The sequence below is a fragment of the Microbacterium pollutisoli genome, assembly GCF_053586795.1.
On record NZ_JBNYWT010000001.1, the window covers coordinates 490639 to 509667 of the forward strand.

21 protein-coding genes and 2 tRNA genes are annotated in these 19029 nt (G+C 69.0%); 13 read left to right on the plus strand and 10 right to left on the minus strand.

The annotated features are described in order from the left end of the window. Positions 1-249, plus strand: coding sequence for a hypothetical protein (locus tag ACQ143_RS02340; RefSeq protein ID WP_449569109.1), 249 nt, complete (start codon positions 1-3; stop codon positions 247-249). Positions 250-255: 6 nt separating this feature from the next. Here the strand turns inward: ACQ143_RS02340 and ACQ143_RS02345 are convergent, their stop codons facing one another. The 3 genes from ACQ143_RS02345 to ACQ143_RS02355 are packed head-to-tail and all read right to left on the minus strand — an operon-like array spanning position 256 to position 2443. Next, positions 256-1605: an MFS transporter gene (locus ACQ143_RS02345; protein ID WP_449569110.1), complete on the minus strand. Its 1350-nt coding sequence runs from the start codon at positions 1603-1605 to the stop codon at positions 256-258. 2 nt (positions 1606-1607) lie between these two features. Then, a complete protein-coding gene (locus tag ACQ143_RS02350) occupies positions 1608-1820 on the minus strand; it encodes a hypothetical protein (protein ID WP_449569111.1) in 213 nt (70 codons plus the stop codon). Then, entirely contained in the window at positions 1817-2443 is a 627-nt protein-coding gene (locus tag ACQ143_RS02355; protein ID WP_449569112.1) for an ArsR/SmtB family transcription factor, read from the minus strand. The genes ACQ143_RS02350 and ACQ143_RS02355 overlap by 4 nt, the downstream gene beginning before the upstream one ends. 78 nt (positions 2444-2521) lie before the next feature. On the opposite strand from ACQ143_RS02355, the gene ACQ143_RS02360 reads away from it, so the two are divergent. Further along, positions 2522-4579, plus strand: coding sequence for a M3 family metallopeptidase (locus ACQ143_RS02360; protein WP_449569113.1), 2058 nt, complete (start codon positions 2522-2524; stop codon positions 4577-4579). Here the strand turns inward: ACQ143_RS02360 and ACQ143_RS02365 are convergent. From ACQ143_RS02365 to ACQ143_RS02390, 6 genes are all read right to left on the minus strand, one after another. Further along, positions 4542-5123, minus strand: coding sequence for a dihydrofolate reductase family protein (locus tag ACQ143_RS02365; RefSeq protein WP_449569114.1), 582 nt, complete (start codon positions 5121-5123; stop codon positions 4542-4544). The genes ACQ143_RS02360 and ACQ143_RS02365 overlap by 38 nt on opposite strands. Positions 5124-5197: 74 nt before the next feature. Then, positions 5198-6469 carry an ATP-dependent Clp protease ATP-binding subunit ClpX gene (gene clpX, locus ACQ143_RS02370; RefSeq protein ID WP_449569115.1) on the minus strand — a complete coding sequence of 424 codons (1272 nt, stop codon included), beginning with the start codon at positions 6467-6469 and terminating at the stop codon, positions 5198-5200. A 145-nt stretch (positions 6470-6614) separates the two neighbouring features. Next, positions 6615-7280, minus strand: coding sequence for an ATP-dependent Clp protease proteolytic subunit (locus ACQ143_RS02375; RefSeq protein WP_449569116.1), 666 nt, complete (start codon positions 7278-7280; stop codon positions 6615-6617). 20 nt (positions 7281-7300) lie between these two features. Beyond that, complete coding sequence (locus tag ACQ143_RS02380; protein WP_449569117.1) at positions 7301-7885, minus strand: ATP-dependent Clp protease proteolytic subunit; 585 nt, start codon at positions 7883-7885, stop codon at positions 7301-7303. Between the two features lie 154 nt (positions 7886-8039). Beyond that, positions 8040-9530, minus strand: coding sequence for a trigger factor (gene tig / locus ACQ143_RS02385; RefSeq protein ID WP_449569118.1), 1491 nt, complete (start codon positions 9528-9530; stop codon positions 8040-8042). A 72-nt stretch (positions 9531-9602) separates the two neighbouring features. Then, positions 9603-9676: transfer RNA gene (locus ACQ143_RS02390), tRNA-Pro, on the minus strand. 93 nt (positions 9677-9769) lie between these two features. Between ACQ143_RS02390 and ACQ143_RS02395 the strand changes: the two genes are divergently transcribed. From ACQ143_RS02395 to ACQ143_RS02440, 10 genes are all read left to right on the plus strand, one after another. Then, positions 9770-9843: transfer RNA gene (locus ACQ143_RS02395), tRNA-Gly, on the plus strand. A 118-nt stretch (positions 9844-9961) separates the two neighbouring features. After that, positions 9962-10096: a hypothetical protein gene (locus ACQ143_RS02400; protein ID WP_449569119.1), complete on the plus strand. Its 135-nt coding sequence runs from the start codon at positions 9962-9964 to the stop codon at positions 10094-10096. Then, complete coding sequence (locus ACQ143_RS02405; RefSeq protein ID WP_449569120.1) at positions 10093-11445, plus strand: tyrosine-type recombinase/integrase; 1353 nt, start codon at positions 10093-10095, stop codon at positions 11443-11445. Before ACQ143_RS02400 ends, ACQ143_RS02405 begins: the two co-directional genes overlap by 4 nt. Before the next feature lie 362 nt (positions 11446-11807). Next, on the plus strand, positions 11808-12005 hold the full coding sequence (locus tag ACQ143_RS02410) for a helix-turn-helix domain-containing protein (RefSeq protein WP_449569121.1): 198 nt from the start codon (positions 11808-11810) through the stop codon (positions 12003-12005). Between the two features lie 231 nt (positions 12006-12236). Beyond that, positions 12237-12752, plus strand: coding sequence for a hypothetical protein (locus ACQ143_RS02415; RefSeq protein WP_449569122.1), 516 nt, complete (start codon positions 12237-12239; stop codon positions 12750-12752). Further along, entirely contained in the window at positions 12749-14074 is a 1326-nt protein-coding gene (locus tag ACQ143_RS02420) for a DNA primase family protein (protein ID WP_449569123.1), read from the plus strand. Before ACQ143_RS02415 ends, ACQ143_RS02420 begins: the two co-directional genes overlap by 4 nt. An 847-nt stretch (positions 14075-14921) precedes the next feature. Then, positions 14922-15077 (plus strand): hypothetical protein, encoded by a 156-nt coding sequence (locus ACQ143_RS02425; RefSeq protein WP_449569124.1) that lies wholly within the window; start codon positions 14922-14924, stop codon positions 15075-15077. Further along, positions 15074-15913, plus strand: a complete 840-nt coding sequence (locus tag ACQ143_RS02430) for a hypothetical protein (RefSeq protein ID WP_449569125.1) — start codon at positions 15074-15076, stop codon at positions 15911-15913. The genes ACQ143_RS02425 and ACQ143_RS02430 overlap by 4 nt, the downstream gene beginning before the upstream one ends. Positions 15914-16000: 87 nt before the next feature. Next, on the plus strand, positions 16001-17221 hold the full coding sequence (locus ACQ143_RS02435) for a hypothetical protein (RefSeq protein WP_449569126.1): 1221 nt from the start codon (positions 16001-16003) through the stop codon (positions 17219-17221). Further along, the gene (locus ACQ143_RS02440) at positions 17218-17523 is read left to right on the plus strand and encodes a hypothetical protein (protein WP_449569127.1); all 306 of its coding nucleotides are present in this window, start codon (positions 17218-17220) and stop codon (positions 17521-17523) included. The genes ACQ143_RS02435 and ACQ143_RS02440 overlap by 4 nt, the downstream gene beginning before the upstream one ends. Here the strand turns inward: ACQ143_RS02440 and ACQ143_RS02445 are convergent. After that, positions 17520-18512: a tyrosine-type recombinase/integrase gene (locus ACQ143_RS02445; protein ID WP_449569128.1), complete on the minus strand. Its 993-nt coding sequence runs from the start codon at positions 18510-18512 to the stop codon at positions 17520-17522. The genes ACQ143_RS02440 and ACQ143_RS02445 overlap by 4 nt on opposite strands. A 237-nt stretch (positions 18513-18749) precedes the next feature. Between ACQ143_RS02445 and ACQ143_RS02450 the strand changes: the two genes are divergently transcribed. Further along, positions 18750-18932: a hypothetical protein gene (locus ACQ143_RS02450; RefSeq protein ID WP_449569129.1), complete on the plus strand. Its 183-nt coding sequence runs from the start codon at positions 18750-18752 to the stop codon at positions 18930-18932. Positions 18933-19029 lie beyond the last annotated feature (97 nt).

Genomic DNA, 19029 nt, shown 5'->3' on the forward strand with positions numbered 1-19029 from the left:
ATGCAGCTGGGCACCCGCTGGACCAGTGGTGAGGAGCCGCCGCGCGCCGTTCCCGACGCGCTGCGCGCGCAGATCGGTGCGGTGGATGCCGCGATCCCCGTCGACGCGCTCGGTCAGCCGCGGCCGCGGTGGACCCTGACCTGGCTGGAGGGGCGGCCGATCGCCGAACTCGACACCGGCGTGCTCGTCGAGCAGACGGCGACCGGTGAGGTGGTCGTGCGACACGACGAGGACGACGAGGACGACTGATCGCCGTCAGCCGGCGGGCGCGGCCTGCTCGGCCCCGGCGCGTCGCGTGCCCTCGATCAGCAGTCGCACCGCGCACAGGGTGGCGACGGTGACCGCGGCCCCGGCGATGACGTACGGCAGCCGCAGGTCGATGCGCCCGACCCAGCCGCCCAGCAGGGTCGCGACCGGGAACAGCCCCCAGGTGAGGGTGCGGATGATGCCGAGCACGCGTCCGAACAGGCGCCCGGGCACGATCTGCTGACGCAGGCTCCCCCACGGCACGTTCCAGGTCGAGACGGCCGCGGCGGAGACGGCGTACGCGGCCACTGCGGTGCCCACGTCGGGGGCGAGGCCGGTCAGCAGCAGCGACACCCCGGCGACGAGAGTCGCGGTGAACATCACCGGTCCGCGGCCGAACCGGGCCACCAGACGTGGCGCCACAACGGCTCCGGCCAGCGCCCCGAGGCCTATCCCGGCGGTCACGAACCCGATGGCCGCGACCGATACGGCGAGCGTCTCCAGGAAGAACAGCATGGTCGTGGCCTGGCCGAACGACAGCGCCGAGCCGATGAACGAGGTGAACAGCACCATCGTGCGCAGATAGCGGTGGCGCCGGAGGTACTCCAGGGCCTCACCCGCCGACACCCGCGGATGCACCGCGGCGGGGGCCGCCACCACCGGTGTGACCGCCGCGGCTTCCACGGGCACGGCCGCCGCCGCCGGCTCCCCGGGAGCACCCGGCACGGCATCCGATGCCGGCACCGGGTGATCCTGGGCCGCACGCGCGGCCGACAGCGGCAGCAGGAGGGCCAGCACGATGGGCGCGAGATATCCCAGCGCGCCTGCCCACAGCGGCAGGGCGAGCGCCACGGCGAACAGCACGCCGGCGATCGGTGTGGCGATGAAGCTGTCGATCGTGACCTGCGCGGACTGCATCCAGCCGTTCGCGCGGTCGAGCTGGTCGCGGCGGACGACGGCCGGGATGACGGCGTTGGTGGCGTTGTCGAACAGGGTCTCGCCCAGACCGAACACCAGCGTGCCCACGAACAGCGCGGCGAGGTTCAGGCTGTCCGTGACCGCGAGGATCGCGAGCGCCAGCGCGACGAGGCCGCGGATCGCGTTGGCCAGCGCCATGACGACGCGCCGATCGAAGCGGTCGACGATCATCCCCGCCGGCAGCCCGAACACCAGCCAGGGGACGAACGCCAACGCGGAGATGACCGAGATCATCAGCGGGTCGGTCGTCAGTGTGATCGCCGCCAGCGGCACGGCCGTGCGCCCGAGCCCGTCGGCGAGGTTGCTGAAGGCGGCGGCCGTCCACAGCCTGCGGAACGGGGCGCCCAGGGCCCTCTCGGCCCCGGTGGTGCCGGTGGCCATGTTCAGCGGGGCAGCACGCCGAGGGCACGCACGGCACCGGCATCCCGGCGGCGCTCACTGAGCGTCTCGTCGGAGACGCGCTGAGCCACGCGGGCGGCCCGGCGGGCCATGCGGGTGGAGATGAGCTCGCCGGCGGCCGTGGCCATGCGCAGGATCAGCGCTTCGACCCGGGTGGGGCGGACGGATGTGGTCGTGGGGACAGCGATGGCGGTCATGAGGGACGCCCTTCGTCGAGGGGGAAGATATCGGTACGGATGGAGACGGGCCGCACGCCCTCTCCGGTCTGGTCGCGGTACTTGTCCACGACGTCGTCGACGAGCTCCATGATCTTCTCGCCGAGTTCCTGCAACTGCCCGGCGGTCAGTCGCGCGGTGGCGGTCGACAGGAGCGCGGCGTTCTGCCACGGCTCCGGTTCGTGGTCGATCGCGTGGGTGATGAACTCCCGCAGCTGGCGGTGTCGCCGCTCGAGGTACTCGCTCATGACCGCCTCCGATGCGGCACGCCCCGCCGGCGTGCTCATCGCCCCGGGATTCATGAACGACACGCCGCCCACCGGGCGCTCCCACCACCGCTCCCGGCCGGTCCCCCGGTCGGGCACTTCACGGATGAGGTCATGCTTGGCCAGCGCCCGCAGGTGGTAGCTGGTCACCCCGGACGACTCCCCGAGCCGCTCGGCCAGCGAACTGGCGGTCTGGGCGCCGAACTGGCTGAGGATGTCGTAGATCTCGACCCGGAGCGGATGCGCCAGCGCCTTGAGCGCGCCGGTGTCCAGAACCCGCACCTCCGCAGCACGGGTGTGCGCGGTGGGGACTTCCTCGGGGGTGTGGTCTTCAGCCATAATGCAAACATACCTTTGCAAAGAACACTATGCAAGTGTTTCTTTGCGAATTCCTCCACTCGGAATAGGCTGAGGTCCATGACGGATGCCGCGACCAATCCCCTGCTGGCCCCCAGCACTCTCCCGTACGGGCTGCCCGACTATCGCCGGATCCGGCCCGAGCACTACCTGCCGGCGTTCGAGGTGGCGTTCGCCGAGCATCGTGCCGAGATCGACGCGATCACCCGGGTGCGGTCGGTGCCCACCTTCGAGAACACCCTCGTCCCGCTGGAGCGCGCCGGGGAACTTCTCGACCGTGTCGCGCGCACCTTCTACACGGTGTCCTCCGCCGATGCGACCGGCGACATCCAGGCGATCGAGGAGCAACTCGCCCCGCTGATGGCGGCACATCAGGACGCCATCGGGTTGGACGGCCACCTGTACCAGCGGGTGAAAGCCGTTCACGATCGCCTCGACGAGCTTGACCTGGATCCGGAGTCGCGGTATCTCGTCCAGCGCCACTTCACTGAGATGACCCATGCCGGCGCGGCGCTCGACGATGAGCAGAAGCAACGCCTGACGGCATTGAATCAGCGCCTCTCGGTGCTCACGACGACCTTCGAGAAGAACCTCCTGGCCGACACGAACGATCTCGCCGTGGTGTTCGACGACGTCGCCGAGCTCGACGGGCTGACCGAGGGCGAGCTGTCCGCCGCCGCGCGGAACGCGGCCGACCGCGGCCTCGACGGCAAGTATGTCGTGACCCTGACGCTGTTCACCGGGCACCCCCACCTGTCGACGCTCACGCGCGCGGACTCGCGCGCCCGTCTGATGGAAGCATCGCGCGCCCGTGGATCGCGGGGCAACGCGCAGGACAACAGTGCGGTCCTGCTCGAGATCGTCCGGCTGCGTGCCGAGCGTGCCGCGCTGCTCGGGTACGCCAGCCACGCGGCATACGTCACCAGCGATGAGACCGCCGGCTCCCCCGAAGCCGTCCACACGCTCCTGCGCCGGCTCGCCGCCCCGGCTGCCGCCAACGCACGCCGCGAGCGCGACGCGTTGCAGCAGCTCCTCGACGAGGCGGGCGAAGGACGGATGCTGCAAGCGCACGACTGGGCGTACTACACCGAGCAGGTGCGCGCAGCCCGGTACGACCTCGATCGCACCGCGCTGCGCCCATGGTTCGAAGCCGAGCGGGTGCTCCAGGACGGGGTGTTCCGGGCGGCATCCCTGCTGTACGGCCTCACGTTCACCGAGCGCGAGGACCTGCCGGCCTACCACCCCGGTGCCCGCGTCTTCGAGGTGCACAACGAGGACGGCTCCGCGCTGGGCCTGTACATCCTCGACCTGTACACCCGCGACACCAAGCGCGGCGGCGCGTGGATGAACTCCATCGTGTCGCAGTCACGGCTGCGCGGCACCCTGCCGGTCGTGGTCAACAACCTCAACGTGCCGGAGCCGGCGGCCGGGCAGCCCACGCTCCTCACCCTCGATGAGGTCACGACCCTGTTCCACGAGTTCGGACACGCGCTGCACGGACTGTTCGCGACCGTGACGTACCCGCACTTCGCCGGCACCGCGGTGTTCCGCGACTTCGTCGAGTTCCCCAGTCAGGTCAACGAGATGTGGATCTACTGGCCGGAGATCCTCGCCGGGTATGCGCGGCACATCGACACCGGTGAGCCGCTGCCCGACGACGTGGTGGCGAAGATCAGGGAATCGGAGACGTTCAACCAGGGCTTCGCGACCAGCGAGTATCTGGCCGCCGCGTGGCTCGACCAGATGTGGCACTCGCTGTCGGTCGAAGAGGCCGCCGAGGTCGACGACGTCGCCGCGTTCCAGGCGGCCGCCCTGGCGGACATCGGGCTGGACGATCCGGCCGTGCCCCCGCGCTACGCCTCGACCTACTTCGCCCATGTCTTCTCCGGCGGGTACAGCGCCGGGTACTACTCGTACATCTGGAGTGAGGTGCTGGATGCCGACACCGTCGAGTGGTTCCGCGAGAACGGCGGTCTCACACGCGCGAACGGGGAACGCTTCCGGCAGCGTCTGCTCGGTGTCGGTGGCGCGGCGGATCCGTTGGCGGCCTACCGGGACTTCCGAGGCCGGGACGCCGAGATCACTCCGCTGCTGAAGCGCCGGGGGCTGACCGGCTGACCTCGTAGACGAGGCGGGCGAACTGACCGGCGGCGCGCGCGGAGACCAGGCGCAGACGGTCGGACTCGACGCGGCGCGGCAGCAGGGGCGCACCGCCGGTGAGCAGCACCGGCGCGATCGACACGGCGATCTCGTCGAGCGCGTTCGCATCGAGGAACTGGCCGGCGAGGTCTCCCCCGCCGACGACCCAGATGTCGGACGCGCCGGCGGCCGCCCGCAGCGTGGGCAGGGCGTCGGCGACCGCACCGGACAGGAACCTGACGTCGGCGCCCGCGGGGACCGGCAGGCGTCGGGTGGTGAACACGAACGTCGGGCGGTCGCCGTGGAACTCGCGCCACTTCTCGGGGTGGGCGAGGATGTCGGACTCGGCCAGGATCCACTCGTAGGTCGTGGACCCTTCCACGAAGACCCCCACGTCGGTCGGCAGCAGGCCGGGGTCGGGAGTGGCGCCGCCCGGTACGGCGAACAGCCACGCCAAGGAGTTGTGCTCGTCGGCGATCCAGCCGTTGAGCGTGGCAGCGGTGTCGAACAGGATGCGTCCCATGGCGTCAGCCTAGGTCCGGCCTCCGACGTCGACGCCGGCGGGACGCCCCGGTGGGGCGACGGAGGGCGATCAGATCAGGCGCTCTTGCGCTTGGGCTGGCTGAGCACGAGCGTGGGCGGGGCCCCGGCGGTCACCGCGTCGGCGGTGACGACGACCTTCGCCACGTCCTCGGCGGACGGGATCTCGAACATGATCGGCCCCAGCACGTCTTCGAGGATGGCGCGCAGGCCGCGCGCACCCGTCTTGCGGGCCACGGCCAGATCGGCGATCGCCCGGAGCGCGTCGTCGTCGAACTCGAGCTCGACTCCGTCGAGCTGGAACATCCGCTGGTACTGCTTGACGAACGCGTTCTTCGGGCCCGTCAGGATCTCGATGAGTGCGGCCTGGTCGAGCGGCGCGACCGACGTGACCACCGGGAGACGGCCGATGAACTCGGGGATGAGGCCGAACTTGTGCAGGTCCTCCGGCTCGACCTCGCTGAACAGGTCGAGGTCGCGGCCCTTGTCGTGCAGGGGCGCGCCGAACCCGACGCCGTGCCGGCCCACCCGCGAGGAGATGATCTCCTCGAGACCGGCGAAGGCGCCCGCCACGATGAACAGCACGTTCGTGGTGTCGATCTGGATGAACTCCTGGTGGGGGTGCTTGCGCCCACCCTGCGGGGGCACCGACGCGACCGTGCCCTCGAGGATCTTCAGCAGCGCCTGCTGGACACCCTCCCCCGACACGTCGCGGGTGATGGAGGGGTTCTCGGCCTTGCGGGCGATCTTGTCGACCTCGTCGATGTAGATGATCCCGGTCTCGGCGCGCTTCACGTCGAAGTCGGCGGCCTGCAGGAGCTTGAGCAGGATGTTCTCGACATCCTCGCCGACATACCCCGCCTCGGTCAGCGCGGTCGCGTCGGCCACGGCGAACGGCACGTTCAGGCGCTTGGCCAGGGTCTGCGCGAGGTAGGTCTTGCCGCAGCCGGTGGGACCCAGCAGCAGGATGTTGCTCTTGGCGATCTCGACCTCGTCGGCCCGGTGCTCGGCCGGTTGCAGCGTGCTGTGCGCGCGGACGCGCTTGTAGTGGTTGTACACCGCCACCGACAGCGCCTTCTTCGCGGCATCCTGCCCGACGACGTACTCCTCGAGGAAGGCGAAGATCTCGCGCGGCTTGGGCAGATCGAAATCGGCGACGGCGCCCTCGCCGGATTCGGCCATGCGCTCTTCGATGATCTCGTTGCACAGCTCGACGCACTCGTCACAGATGTACACGCCGGGGCCGGCGATCAACTGCTGCACCTGCTTCTGGCTCTTTCCGCAGAAGGAGCACTTGAACAGGTCGGCACTTTCACCGATGCGAGCCATGTTGCGCCTCCTTCAGGCCATGCGGGACGAATTCGAGCCTAACCGCACACGCCGACATGCGGCGGATTTGCGTCGCGTTGTGTCCGAGCCCGGACGACGCTGCCCCGCCGACTGATCGACGGGGCAGCATCATCAGCGGGATCTCTCAGGACGTGATCGCCGCGGGCGTGCGCTTGCGCGAGGTGAGCACCTGGTCGACGATGCCGTACTCGAGCGCTTCCTCGGCCGACAGGATCATGTCGCGGTCGATGTCCTTGTGCACCTGCTCCGCCGAGCGGTTGGTGTGCTTGGCCATCGTCTCCTCGAGCCACGTGCGCATGCGCATGATCTCGGCGGCCTGGATCTCGATGTCCGAGGCCTGACCGTGGCCGGACTCGCCGACGGCCGGCTGGTGCATGAGGATGCGGGCGTTGGGCAGCGCGAGCCGCTTTCCGGGGGCGCCGGCGGCCAGCAGCACGGAGGCGGCCGACGCGGCCTGGCCGAGCACGACGGTCTGGATCTCCGGCGACACGTACTGCATCGTGTCGTAGATCGCGGTCATCGCCGTGAACGAGCCGCCCGGGGAGTTGATGTACATGATGATGTCGCGGTCGGGGTCCTGGGACTCGAGCACGAGCAGCTGGGCCATCACGTCGTCGGCCGACGCGTCGTCGACCTGCACGCCGAGGAAGATCACGCGGTCTTCGAACAGCTTGTTGTACGGGTCCTGGCGCTTGTAGCCGTACGCCGTGCGCTCTTCGAACTGCGGCAGGATGTAGCGGCTGGAGGGCATCTGCAGGCCGTGCGGGAGGCCGTAGGCGGGTGTGTTCATCGTGGTGCGTCCTCCGGAGCTCACTGGTCGGTGCCGCCGCCGCCGATGACATCGGAGGCGGATTCGCGGATGTGGTCGACGAAGCCGTACTCGAGCGCCTCGTCGGCGGTGAACCAGCGGTCCCGGTCGCCGTCGGCGTTGATCTGCTCGACGGTCTTGCCGGTCTGGGCCGCGGTGATCTCGGCCAGGCGCTTCTTCATGTCGAGGATCAGCTGGGCCTGCGTCTGGATGTCGCTGGCGGTGCCGCCGAACCCGCCGTGCGGCTGGTGCAGCAGGACACGCGCGTTCGGGGTGATGTAGCGCTTGCCCTTCGTGCCGGCCGTCAGCAGCAGCTGGCCCATCGAGGCGGCCATGCCGATGCCGACGGTCACGATGTCGTTGGGGACGAACTGCATCGTGTCGTAGATGGCCATGCCGGCCGTGATCGACCCGCCGGGCGAGTTGATGTAGAGGTAGATGTCCTTCTGCGGGTCTTCGGCGGCCAGCAGCAGGATCTTCGCGCAGATCTCGTTGGCGTTCTCATCCCGCACCTCCGACCCCAGCCAGATGATGCGGTCTTTCAGCAGCCTGTCGAAGACGCTCGTCGCGACAAGTGGTTCAGCCATGAATGCTCCTGGTTCCGTTTTCGTACGGTACGAATCTACCGACGCGCCGAACGCGTCCCGCCCGTGTTCGCCGTCGGCATACGACGTGTCGCCCCGACGACGACGAAGGGGGTGGATGCCGCACCTCCGGCATCCACCCCCTCTCGATCGTCTGCTACTCGGCCGCGGGCTCGTCGGCGGCCTTCTTAGCCGGCGCCTTCTTGGCGGGGGCCTTCTTCTTCGCGGGCGCCTTCTCGGCCGGGGCCGTCTCGGCAGCCTCGTCGGCGGCGTCGGTCTTCTTCTTGGCCGGAGCCTTCTTCTTGGCCGGGGCCTTCTTCGCGGGCTCCTCGGCGGCGGGTGCGTCCTCGGCGGGTGCCTCGTCCTCGTCCTCGACGGCGGCGAAGCCGGTCAGGTCGACCGCGTTGCCGGCGGTGTCGACGACCTTCACCTTGCCGAGGGCCACGGCGAGGGCCTTGTTGCGCGCGACCTCGCCGACCATGAGCGGCAGCTGACCGTTCTCCTGCAGCGCGTTGACGAAGTCCTGCGGCGGCATGCCGTACTGCGCCGACGACTGGATGAGGTACTGGGTCAGCTCCTCCTGCGAGACCTGCACCTCGTGCTTCTCGACGATCTTGTCGAGGATCATCTGGGTGCGGAACTGCTTCTGGCTCGCCTCGGTGACCTCGGCGCGGTGCACGTCGTCGTCCAGGCGGCCCTCGCCCTCGAGGTGGGCGTGGACCTCGTCCTCGACCAGCTGCTCGGGCACGGGGATGTCGGTGAGCTCGATGAGCTTCTCGACCAGCTTGTCGCGCGCGGCGGCGCCCTGCGTGAACACGGCCTGCTGCGAGACGCGCTCGGCCAGGCTCTCGCGCAGTTCGGCGATGGTGTCGAACTCGCTGGCCATCTGCGCGAAGTCGTCGTCGGCCTCGGGGAGCTCGCGCTCCTTGACGGCCTTGACGGTCACGGTGACCTCGGCCTCCTCGCCGGCGTGGTCGCCGCCGACCAGCTTCGAACGGAACGTGGTCTCCTCACCGGCGGTGAGCGAGTCGACGGCCTCGTCGATGCCCTCGAGCAGCTCGCCGGAGCCGACTTCGTAGGACACGCCCTGGGCGCGGTCGATCTCGGTGCCGTCGATGGTGGCGACGAGGTCCAGCTCGACGAAGTCACCGGTCGCGGCGGGACGGTCGACGGTCACCAGCGTGCCGAAGCGGGCGCGCAGGTTGTCCAGCTCGGTGTCGAGCGCGGCGGCGTCGGTCTCGACGGCGTCGACCTCGATGGTGACGTCGTCGTACGCGGGCAGCTCGAACTCGGGGCGCACGTCGACCTCGACGGTGACCTTCAGGTCGCCCGAGAAGTCCTTCTCGTTCGGCCACTCCACGATCTCCGCCGACGGGCGGCCCACGATGCGCACCTCGTTGGCGTTGACCGCCTCGCGGTAGAACTGGTCGAGGCCTTCGCTGACGGCGTGCTCGAGGACGGCGCCACGGCCGATCCGCTGGTCGATGATGGGCGCCGGCACCTTGCCCTTGCGGAAGCCGGGGATCTGCACGTCCTGCGCGATGTGCTCGTAAGCGTGCGCGATGCTCGGCTTGAGCTCCTCGGGCGTGACCGAGATGTGCAGCTTCACCCGGGTGGGGCTCAGCTTCTCGACGGTGCTGGTGACCATTCCTGTTGTCTCCTCAAGTCCCGCGCGCGTGCGCGGGCGCTGGTTCGGTCTGTCTGGGTCTGGGGGTCCGTGTCGGGGCGACAGGATTTGAACCTGCGGCCTCCCGCTCCCAAAGCGGGCGCTCTACCAAGCTGAGCTACGCCCCGGGCGCGCACGCAGGCGAGCGCCGAAAAACGGCCGTGGTCAGTCTAGCCGACAATGCGCTGTAGACTCTTCGAGGCGTCCACACGGGCGCGTGCGGGGCGGTAGCTCAATGGTAGAGCCTCAGTCTTCCAAACTGATTACGCGGGTTCGATTCCCGTCCGCCCCTCCACCGAAGAAAGGCCCGGTCAACGTGAGTTTTCCGGGCTCCGCTCGGTGGCAGTAAGGGAGCGAGTTCAGACCCTCTCGTGTACTCACGTGTACTCACGTGCTGACCGAGGGAGGCCACCATGGCTCACACACCCACCGATCTGCTCGCGCCGATCGACTCCCACGCCGCCGCCGCGACACGCCGCGCACGGCTCGCCGCCGCCAGCTGGGCGCCGGCCAACGCGCCCGCCGCGCTGACCGAGGCGGCACGATGAGCCGCGCCGGCCGGCGTGCCCCCGGCCAGTGGGGCACCATCCAGCGGCTGCCCTCGGGCAGGTGGCGCGCGTTCTACCGCATCGAGGGCCGCCGGATCGCAGCGCCTCGCACGTTCGAGTCCAAGACCGCCGCCGGCGAATGGCTGGCCGCCGAGCACGCCGACCGCGCCCGCGGCACGTGGCGAGACCCTGACGCGGGCCGCATCACCCTCGCCGACTACGCGGCCGCGTGGCTCGACGCGCGGCCGGACCTCGCGCCGCGCACCCTGGAGTACTACCGCCGCACGATCGAGCGCTGGATCTCGCCGCGGATCGGGCAGAGCGCGCGCTCGCGCGGCATCGAGCTGGGCGCCGTCGACGTCGCCGACCTCACCCCCGCGCTCATCCGCACCTGGTATGCAGCCGTCATCCAGACCGCCCGCGAGTCCGCGACCACGCGCGCGACGCGGCCGAGCCCCCGCGATCCGCACCCGGCACGCGTGTGGGCGCGAGCACAAGGCCACACCGTCGCGCCCACGGGACGCATCAGCCCCGCGCTGCTGGCCGAGTGGCGCGCGGCCGGGTCACCCGTGCCCGAGGGCCGCCCCGCCCCGGACAACGCGGGTCAGACGGCCGCCGCGAACGCCTACCGTGTGCTGCGCGCCGTGCTGTTCACTGCCGTCAGCGACGGGATGCTCGCGGCCAACCCCTGCCAGATCAAGGGCGCCGGCGTCATCCGCTCCCGTGAGCGCGGGACCGCCAGCCCCGCCGAGGTCGAGCAGCTCGCCGCACACATGCCCCGGCGGCTGGCCGCCGCAGTCACCCTCGCGGCGTGGTCCGGGCTGCGCTACGGCGAGCTGTTCGCTCTCGCCCGCCGGCACGTCGACCTCGACGCCGGCGCCGTGCGCGTCGAGCGCGCGCTCATCCAAGTCTCCGGTCAGCCGATCACGTTCGGACCGACCAAGACCGCCAAGAGCCGCCGAACCGTGCACCTGCCCCGGGGCGTCATCACCACACTGGAGCAGCACATGGCCGAGTTCGTCGACGACTCCCCCGACGCCCTGCTGTTCACCCTCGACAGTGGCGCACCGGTGAGCACTCCGCGACTGTCGAAGCTGTTCGGCCACGCACGGCGCGTCATCGACCGCGAAGACCTCACCTGGCACGACCTCCGCCACACCGGTGCCACCCTCGCCTACCGGATCGGCGCCTCGGTGCCCGACGTGCAGAAGCGGCTCGGGCACACGACGATGCGCGCCGCGCAGATCTATGCGCACGCCGCCGACGACAGCGACCAGCTGCTCGCCGAGCGGCTCGATGCGCTGTTGTCCGCACCTGCCGGCCGCCCGACCCTGCGTGCGCTCGGGTAGCAAACGCGACGAAGTGACACCATGCGTGACTAACCCTCAGCAGCCGACAGAATGTGTTACTTTCTGATCAGCCCGGTATGAGGCCCCGCCGGGGGTCATGCCAGAAACCGGCACAGCGGCGAAGCGAGAGCTTCACCGCATCGGACGTGGATAAGGGCCAACCATCCACGCGAGAGTGGCGGGAACCGTGCTCCTGGGAGAGGGGTATACCGGGTCAGTATCGCTGGGGTGCTGCGTTCAGTCGCAGTCGGGCGTTACGAGTCAGACATCGGGTCTGGCGTAATGGTGAGACCTCCACGGAATGAGGCAACACGCACCGCCCTGAGCGGCGGTCGTGTTCTGCATTCCCAATGGGAGGCATCATGTCCACCAAGCTCGATGACCTGCGCACCCTGAGTCTGCGTGAGACGGTCGAAGCGACCGGCCTCAGTGAGCGCACGTTGCGCTCACTGGTGAGCACCCGTCGCATTCCGTACGTGAAGGTCGGCAAGTTCGTTCGGTTCAAGCCCGCCGACCTCGCCGCATGGATCGACGAGAACACCCGCGAGGCCAGCGCATGACCGCCTCACGGGCGGCCGATCCGCTACCCGAGGGCGCCAGGTTGCCAGCGCGATGCGTCTACGCGCTGCTAAGCGCGCTCCCGCCCGCGGTCCGCGACCTTCCGCCGAACTCGCGGGCGTTGCGCGCCGCGATGGGCGCCTACGTCGCCGCCACGCCCGGCACCGTCATGCCGTCGCGGTCGGAGCTGCGCGACGGCTGGCACTGGCTCAAGCAGCGCGGGGTGATCTGACATGGCATCGGACGAGGCACTCGCGCTGTTCCTACGCGCGTTAACCCGCTGCTCGCCCCGCCAGCGAGACGCGATCGCCGCCGGCACGCTGGCTGGCGCCGAACTCTCAGCGACCATCCTGCGCGCGACCGATGGGAACTTCACGCTCATCGGTGAAACGCTGCGCCTCACCATCGAGGCATGGTTCGAGGTGGAAGCGGGTCTGCGCGCCGGCCTGGGCGCCATGGTGCTCGCCGGCGCCGTCGACGCCTATCCGGTTGCCCATGTCGTCGAGGTGCGACAGGCGGAAGGACGCCCGGGGGCGCTCTGCGTGGAGGTGCTCTGCCCCTACGCGGATCTGCATAGCGATCGTTACCGGGGTCATGAGCGCCACACGCACGGGTGGCCGGCCAGCGTGACCGCTGACCCGGTGACCGGATCGCTGGGCACGCGTACCCCACATTGCGATACCGACGAGCCCGGCCGCGTCGTCTACGAGTTGATCCTTCCCGAACGTCTGCGAGGGCTGCCGCGGTGAACGACGATCTCCTCGACCCGACGACGCACAAGCCGTCCGCTACCAGAATCGCCGCGCACGTGGCCGCGACGCCCACACCGCTCGGCCGTGGTGTCGGCGGTGAGATGTACGAGTACCGCGACGGTGTGTTCGTGCGCGACGAAGACGCGGTGCGCCGACGCGTCGCGGCCGAACTCGGCGACCGCTACTCGGCCACACTGCTCGGCCAGGTCGACGCTCACCTGCTGAACGTCGAGCTTCCCGCGGTCGGACTACCAGAGCTGCCGAGCGGATACCTCGACTACATCGTGCTGGACAACGGCATCTACTGGTGGAAAGACGACGAGATCGAACCTCACTCGCCCGCACTCGGCGCACTCACCAAGCTGCCCATCACCCACGACCCGACTGCGATCCCGCACACCTTCTCGGAGTGGCTCGGCCAGGTGCTGCCCAACGACGCCGACCTCGTGCGGCACGTGTGGGAGATCATCGGCTACCTGCTCATGACCGGCAACCCACTGCAGAAGATATTCCTGCTGCACGGCGCCGGCGGCAACGGCAAGGGAACCTTCATGCGGGTCATCCGGGCGCTGCTCGGCCGAGAGTCCTACAGCTCGATCTCGATGCACCAGCTGGTCGATGACCGATTCGCCACGGCGGGGCTCTACGGGAAGATCGCCAACATCAGCGGCGACCTCTCCAGCAAGTTCCTGAGCGACCCTCAGATCCTCAAGGAGATCACGGGCGGAGACTCGATCAGCGCCTCCCGCAAGTTCGGGCAATCGTTCGAGTTCGTGCCCTACGCCGTCCCCCTGTTCGCGTCAAACAACCACTTCCGTACGTCAGACAACTCGGCCGGCTGGCGGCGGCGCTGGGAAGTCATTGACTTCACCGTGCCCGTCGAAGACCTCGCCGCGCGCGGCGAGCTGCGTGCGCTCGACGAGCAGGTGCTGCTCGACGACGCGGCCGGCATCTTCAACGTGGCAATGGACGGGCTGCGGCGGCTCATGGCCCGCGGCAGGTTCGATGCCCCAGCCGCGGCGCGCGAAGCGACAGACCGCCTCCACGACGCCGACGACCCGCTGCTGCTCTGGCTGGATGAGGACGAGGGCGTCTACCTCGGTGAACTGCAGACCGACTCATGCACACTCGTCTACCAGCGATATCGCCGCTGGTGTCTCGCCCGGGGCTACCGGCCGCTTGCCGACAACATGTTCGGCAGACGGCTCATCGAACGGGTCGACGGCATCACGCGCGTCCGTCGCCGCGACGGCGGCCGGCGCGGCTACTGGTACGAGGGCATCGGAGTCGAGCAGACCGTGCACGACGACCCGCTGTGAGCTAGGGACAGGGAGCTAGGCCCGCCCCCCTCCGCGCCTCCCGGGAGAGAGACCGCGCAGCGAGAATGAGGGGGTGCGGGCCGGTCTGTCCCTAGCTGAACGCACACATTGCCCTAGCTGTCCCTAGTTCTGTCCCCAGTTCCGATGCCAGTCGGCAGTAGCGCTGTCCCGGGTGTCCCTACCTATTCCCATACCTTTACGCATGGAAGAGTAGGAGAAGAAGAGTAGGAACAACTAGGGCCACCCGGGCACTCACCAGCCCCGCCGCCAGCAGCCCGGACCAGTCCTGCGGGTCAGCGGCGGCCCGCCGCGAATCGTCGAGCCGGGATCGTCATTCGACGTGTGCCCCAGCGGCGACCCCGACGCCTCACGGCCTGTCGCTCTTCGCACCCGAGTGCGTCCGCTGCAACCGAGCAGACGGCGGACGACGCGGCGCCGCGATCACCAGCGGCCCGGCGACCTCGGGCGACGCGACCCGGCGCACGTCGAGCGCGCGTCTTTTTTAGTCGGCGGCGTAACCCCCGCCTTCGGCTCCAACAGCAGAATCCCCCCCTGAATGACACTGCGTCGCACGGCCCATGATACTCAGTGTCACCATGCCCCGTCTGCCCGGCCGCGCGCGGCGAAGGTGCGACACGCCGGGCGTTGCCGACACACGAGGGGGTGCGCGTGCCACGCGCGTATAGTGTGAGCCACAAGGGAGCGAGTTCAGACCCTCTCGACACATAGCCCGCCGTTCAACTGGCGCCGGCGCTCACGTCGAAAGGCTCCCAGAATGCCTGGATGCCCCTGCTGCGGAAGTACCGCATTCATCGTCAAACGCCGATACGTTGGCCAGCGACACACCATGGCCGGTCGTCCGGAGAAGGTGCACCTCGTCGCGTGCATCGTCTGCGTGGCCGAGGCGCGCCGACAGTTCAAGACGCTCAACGGCTCCACCGAGGTCGAGGGCGGGTCGCTCTCCGCGCGCGTCGCCGAGCAGCTGGCGGGGGTGATGTCGTGATGTTCGGCATCAAGTCCCGTGATGCGGACGCTCCCACCTCAAGCCTGCCCCGCGTGACCGCGGATCGGCCTGAACTCTGGACACCATACGAGGTGCAGGCGGACTACCCGGCCGCCCGCGCGACCGTCGATGAGAGCGTCACGCTGATCACCGCGGGGGACTGGCTCGGGGAGATGCGCGGTGAAGGAGTCATGTCGCAGCACCCCGAGCGCGCAGGCATCCTCGGCGAGCACCTCGCGCACGCTCTCGGCGCGATTGAGTACGACGGGGTGATACCCGGCCGGGTTCATCACCCCGGCGTGATGACAACCTGGGTCACCCGCCCCGCCAAGCTGGTAACCGGGGAGGACTCGCTCGTGTTCTCCGAGTGGGTCCTGGGTGAACCCAGCGACGAACACAAGGCGCAGCTTGGGCTCTACTACTGGAGCGAAGAGAAGCGGGATGAGTTCCTAGCACTGCTCGACACGACCATTGCCGACGTGCTCAGGAACAGTGACCGCGCGTGGGAGACGTACCGTCACATCCGGGCGATCCAGGAAGCACACCGCATCAAGGACGCCCGGGAGAAGGCAGCCCGCCAGAAGGCTCGTTTCGACGCTGAGCACCTGTGCCCGGTCTGCGAGAAGCACGGGGCCGTCGCGGTCCGACATGTCGCCCTGTACACCGACAAGTCACCGGGGATCAACTCGAAGGTCCCGCGGATGCGATCGTGCCGTGACTGCTGGGCCGAAGCTGTCGACCAGCTGCGCGCCCGCAACGCTGCCGTCCAGCTCGCAGACGGTCGGACCCGAGCCGGCGCCGTGAGCGATTGGCTCGACCAGAACCAGGGCGGATAGCCCGACGCTCCCCGCGCGCGCTCGTCGCATAGCCCTCCCGGCGGGTGCGCGCGGGGTCATCCCCACCTCACGACAGGAGAACGAAACATGGCCGCTGGTGACATCACCATCCGCATCGCCTCGGAGACGAAGGCGTTTCGGCAGGGCGTCGAGGCCGGGATCATCGACCCGCTCGACGACGCCGAGAAGGCCCTCGAAGAACTCGGGCGGAACCGCGGACCGGATCAACTCGAACAGGCGATGAAGGACGCGCAGGACGCGACCGACAAGCTGGGCGACGAAACGAGGCGCACTGCAGACGCGATCGAACGCGAGTTCCGCGAGTCGTACCGCAAGGTCGGGGACTCGGGGAAACAGGGCCTCGGCCGCGTACAGGACGGTGCGAAGGAACTGCAGACCGAGATCGGCTCGAACCTGGGCGAGGCCGTCTCATCATTCCGGGGCGATCTGTCGGACCTGGGGCAAGTCGGGCAGGACACGCTCGGCGGGCTCGCGGCATCCATCGCCGGGACGGGGCCTGCCGGCCTTGTCGGCGCGCTCGCCCTCGCCGCTGGCGCAGCCGGCCTCGGCCTGGTCACGGCCGGCATGGAAGAGGCCAAGAAGAAGCAGGAAGAGCTGAACCGAGCCGCAGCGGAGTGGGCCGAGGCCTATCAGGAGTCGGCCGGAAAGATCGTGTCGGCCGCGCACATCGTCGGCGAAGTGAACGCGATCGCCACCGACCCGGAGCGCTACCAGCAAGCGAGGGACAACGCGCGCGACTGGGGCATCACCGTGTCGACCGCGATGCTCGCCATGGCCGGCGACGCCACCGCGCTCGAAGTGGTGCAGGACTCGCTCACCTCGAAGATGCAGCGATGGGGCGAGGTCGTCAAGGAGACCAGCACCGGCTCAAGCAACTCGTGGGACCGGTCGACCATGACCGCCGAGCAGCGCACGCTCGGCGATGAGGTAGCCCGCGGCACGGAAGCGCTTGAGCTGCAGACCGAGGCGATGCGGCTCGGCCGGGAGCAGTCGGCGAACGCGGCGCGCGCCCTGCACGACTATGCGCTGCGCGCCGGTGAAGCGACCAACGAAACCGACGATCTCGGCAACAAGATCATCAAGCTTCCGGACGGCAAGCAGATCGTGATCGACGCGAACACCAAGACCGCATACGAGGACCTTGACGCGCTCGAGCGGCGGAAGCTGGCGCCCAAGCGACAGCGTGTCATCGTTGACGTTGACGACCGCGCGTGGCGGAACTGGAAGCCGCAGCTGAAGGAAGGCCAGATCGTCGCGAACGTGACGCGCGGGAGGCTGCTGTTTTGACCCTCAACGTCGCGTCTGCGCTCGTGTACGCCGCGCTCCTGAAAGAACGGGAGTCGTCCGAGCAGGTGGGCTTTCAGTTCGAGGGCAGCACGCTTGCGGACGTCGTGTCAGAGCTGGCTAGCGCGGCGGTGGCGATCATCGAGCGACTTTCGGAGCTCCTGGCGGATGAGCTGGGGCTGACCGCTGAGGAACTGCTCGACTCGATCTACGCGCACTGCGCAGCAGCGCAGACCGAAGAGACATTCCGCGAGATACTCGCTGTCTCCGACCTCGCCCCGCCGCGCGACTGCGGCGCAGTCTAGGCTGGCGGCTGCTGGGCGCCGAGCGCACCGGCCATAGTCGCGCTGCGTAGCTCATCGTCGAGCACGTGCACGTAGATGCCCGTCGTCGTCGGCGACGAGTGGCCGAGGAAAGCCTGAGTCGCTCGGAGATCCTTGGTGGCGTTGTACACGCTGGTGCCGGCCGCGTGGCGCAGTGCGTGCGGGTTGACGCCCGTGACTCGCGTGATGATCTTGTTCACGCTCATCGGGTGCATGTGCCCGTCCCCATCCCTCGACGGGAAGTAGTAGCCGCCCCCGGCGGGTGCGATCGCATCCAGCGCCGCCGCCAGCCGCGGCGTGAGCGCCGCGCGGCGCTGCTTGCTCCCCTTGCCGATGATGGTCAACCACGCGCCGGTACGCATCGACGTGTGCAGCGTGGCGATCTCGGTAAGCCGTAAGCCGGCGTCGCGGCCGAGCAGGATCATGGCCCGGTCCCGAGCGCTCGCGCCCTGGAGCGCGGCTTCCAGTCGGTCATCGTCGACGGTGCGTCCCATGCGGTGCGGATTGGGCACCTGGTCGAGCAGCGTGGCGCGGTTCGGGCGGATAAGGCCGAATCGGTCAGCCCAGCTGTAGAACACGCGCAACGACTTAATCATCGTGTTCACGGTCTCCGGTCGCTTGCCGTCACTCTGGTCGCGCACCCACTGGTCGAGCTCGACCGGGGTCACCTCAGCGAGGTCCGGGAAGGTCTTGGCGAGTAGCCGGATATGGCGCGTCCGCTGCTTGATCGTGCCGGCTGCCCGGCGCCGTGACTCCAGGTAGTCGGTGAACGCGGGTAGGAGCGCCTCGGCATCCGTGGGCGGCGTTGTCGGTGCGACCGCGGCTGAGGCCACCGGCGGCGCGCCAGCGGGTTCGAGCACTGGCGCGGGCTCATCCGGCGAGCCGATGAACACCCAGAACTGGCGCCAGCTCGCGACGTGGCCGCACTGCGGGCAGGTCATCGTGTAGGTGCCGCTGGTGATGAATGACACCCGTCCAGCGCACAGGTGCGCGAGCTGCGCCCATCCGCACGCCGGGCAGCGATTCTGCACCGCGTGGCGCGCCGGTCCCCTGTCGTGACCGTTGAGGCCGGTTGCATGGTGGCGTCCCTCGCAGATGCGGCTGATCGTCGCTGTGCCCTTCATTCCGTGACCCCTCTCACACCAGGTAATGCGACTGATGGTTACATATCTCACCGGGTTGAGGCAACTGCTGGTTACACTCGACGCATGAGTCTTGACGAGCTCGCCCGCGCACACGGCGAACTGAACCGCGCAGTGCAGAGCCTCTACGCGCAGCGCGCGCAGCTGATCCTCGACGCGCGCCGTGACGGGCACACGTGGGGCCAGATTGCGGCGGTGCTCGGTATGACCGTTCACGGCGCGATCAAGGCGTCCAAGATGACGGACTGAGGCGGCCCGTTTGGCCGGTTTCGTGTACTCGCGTGTACTCCGGCCCCGTCAATAGGCGTCAAATGGCGTAAACAGGTGTATCTTCGTTTGCGCGGCT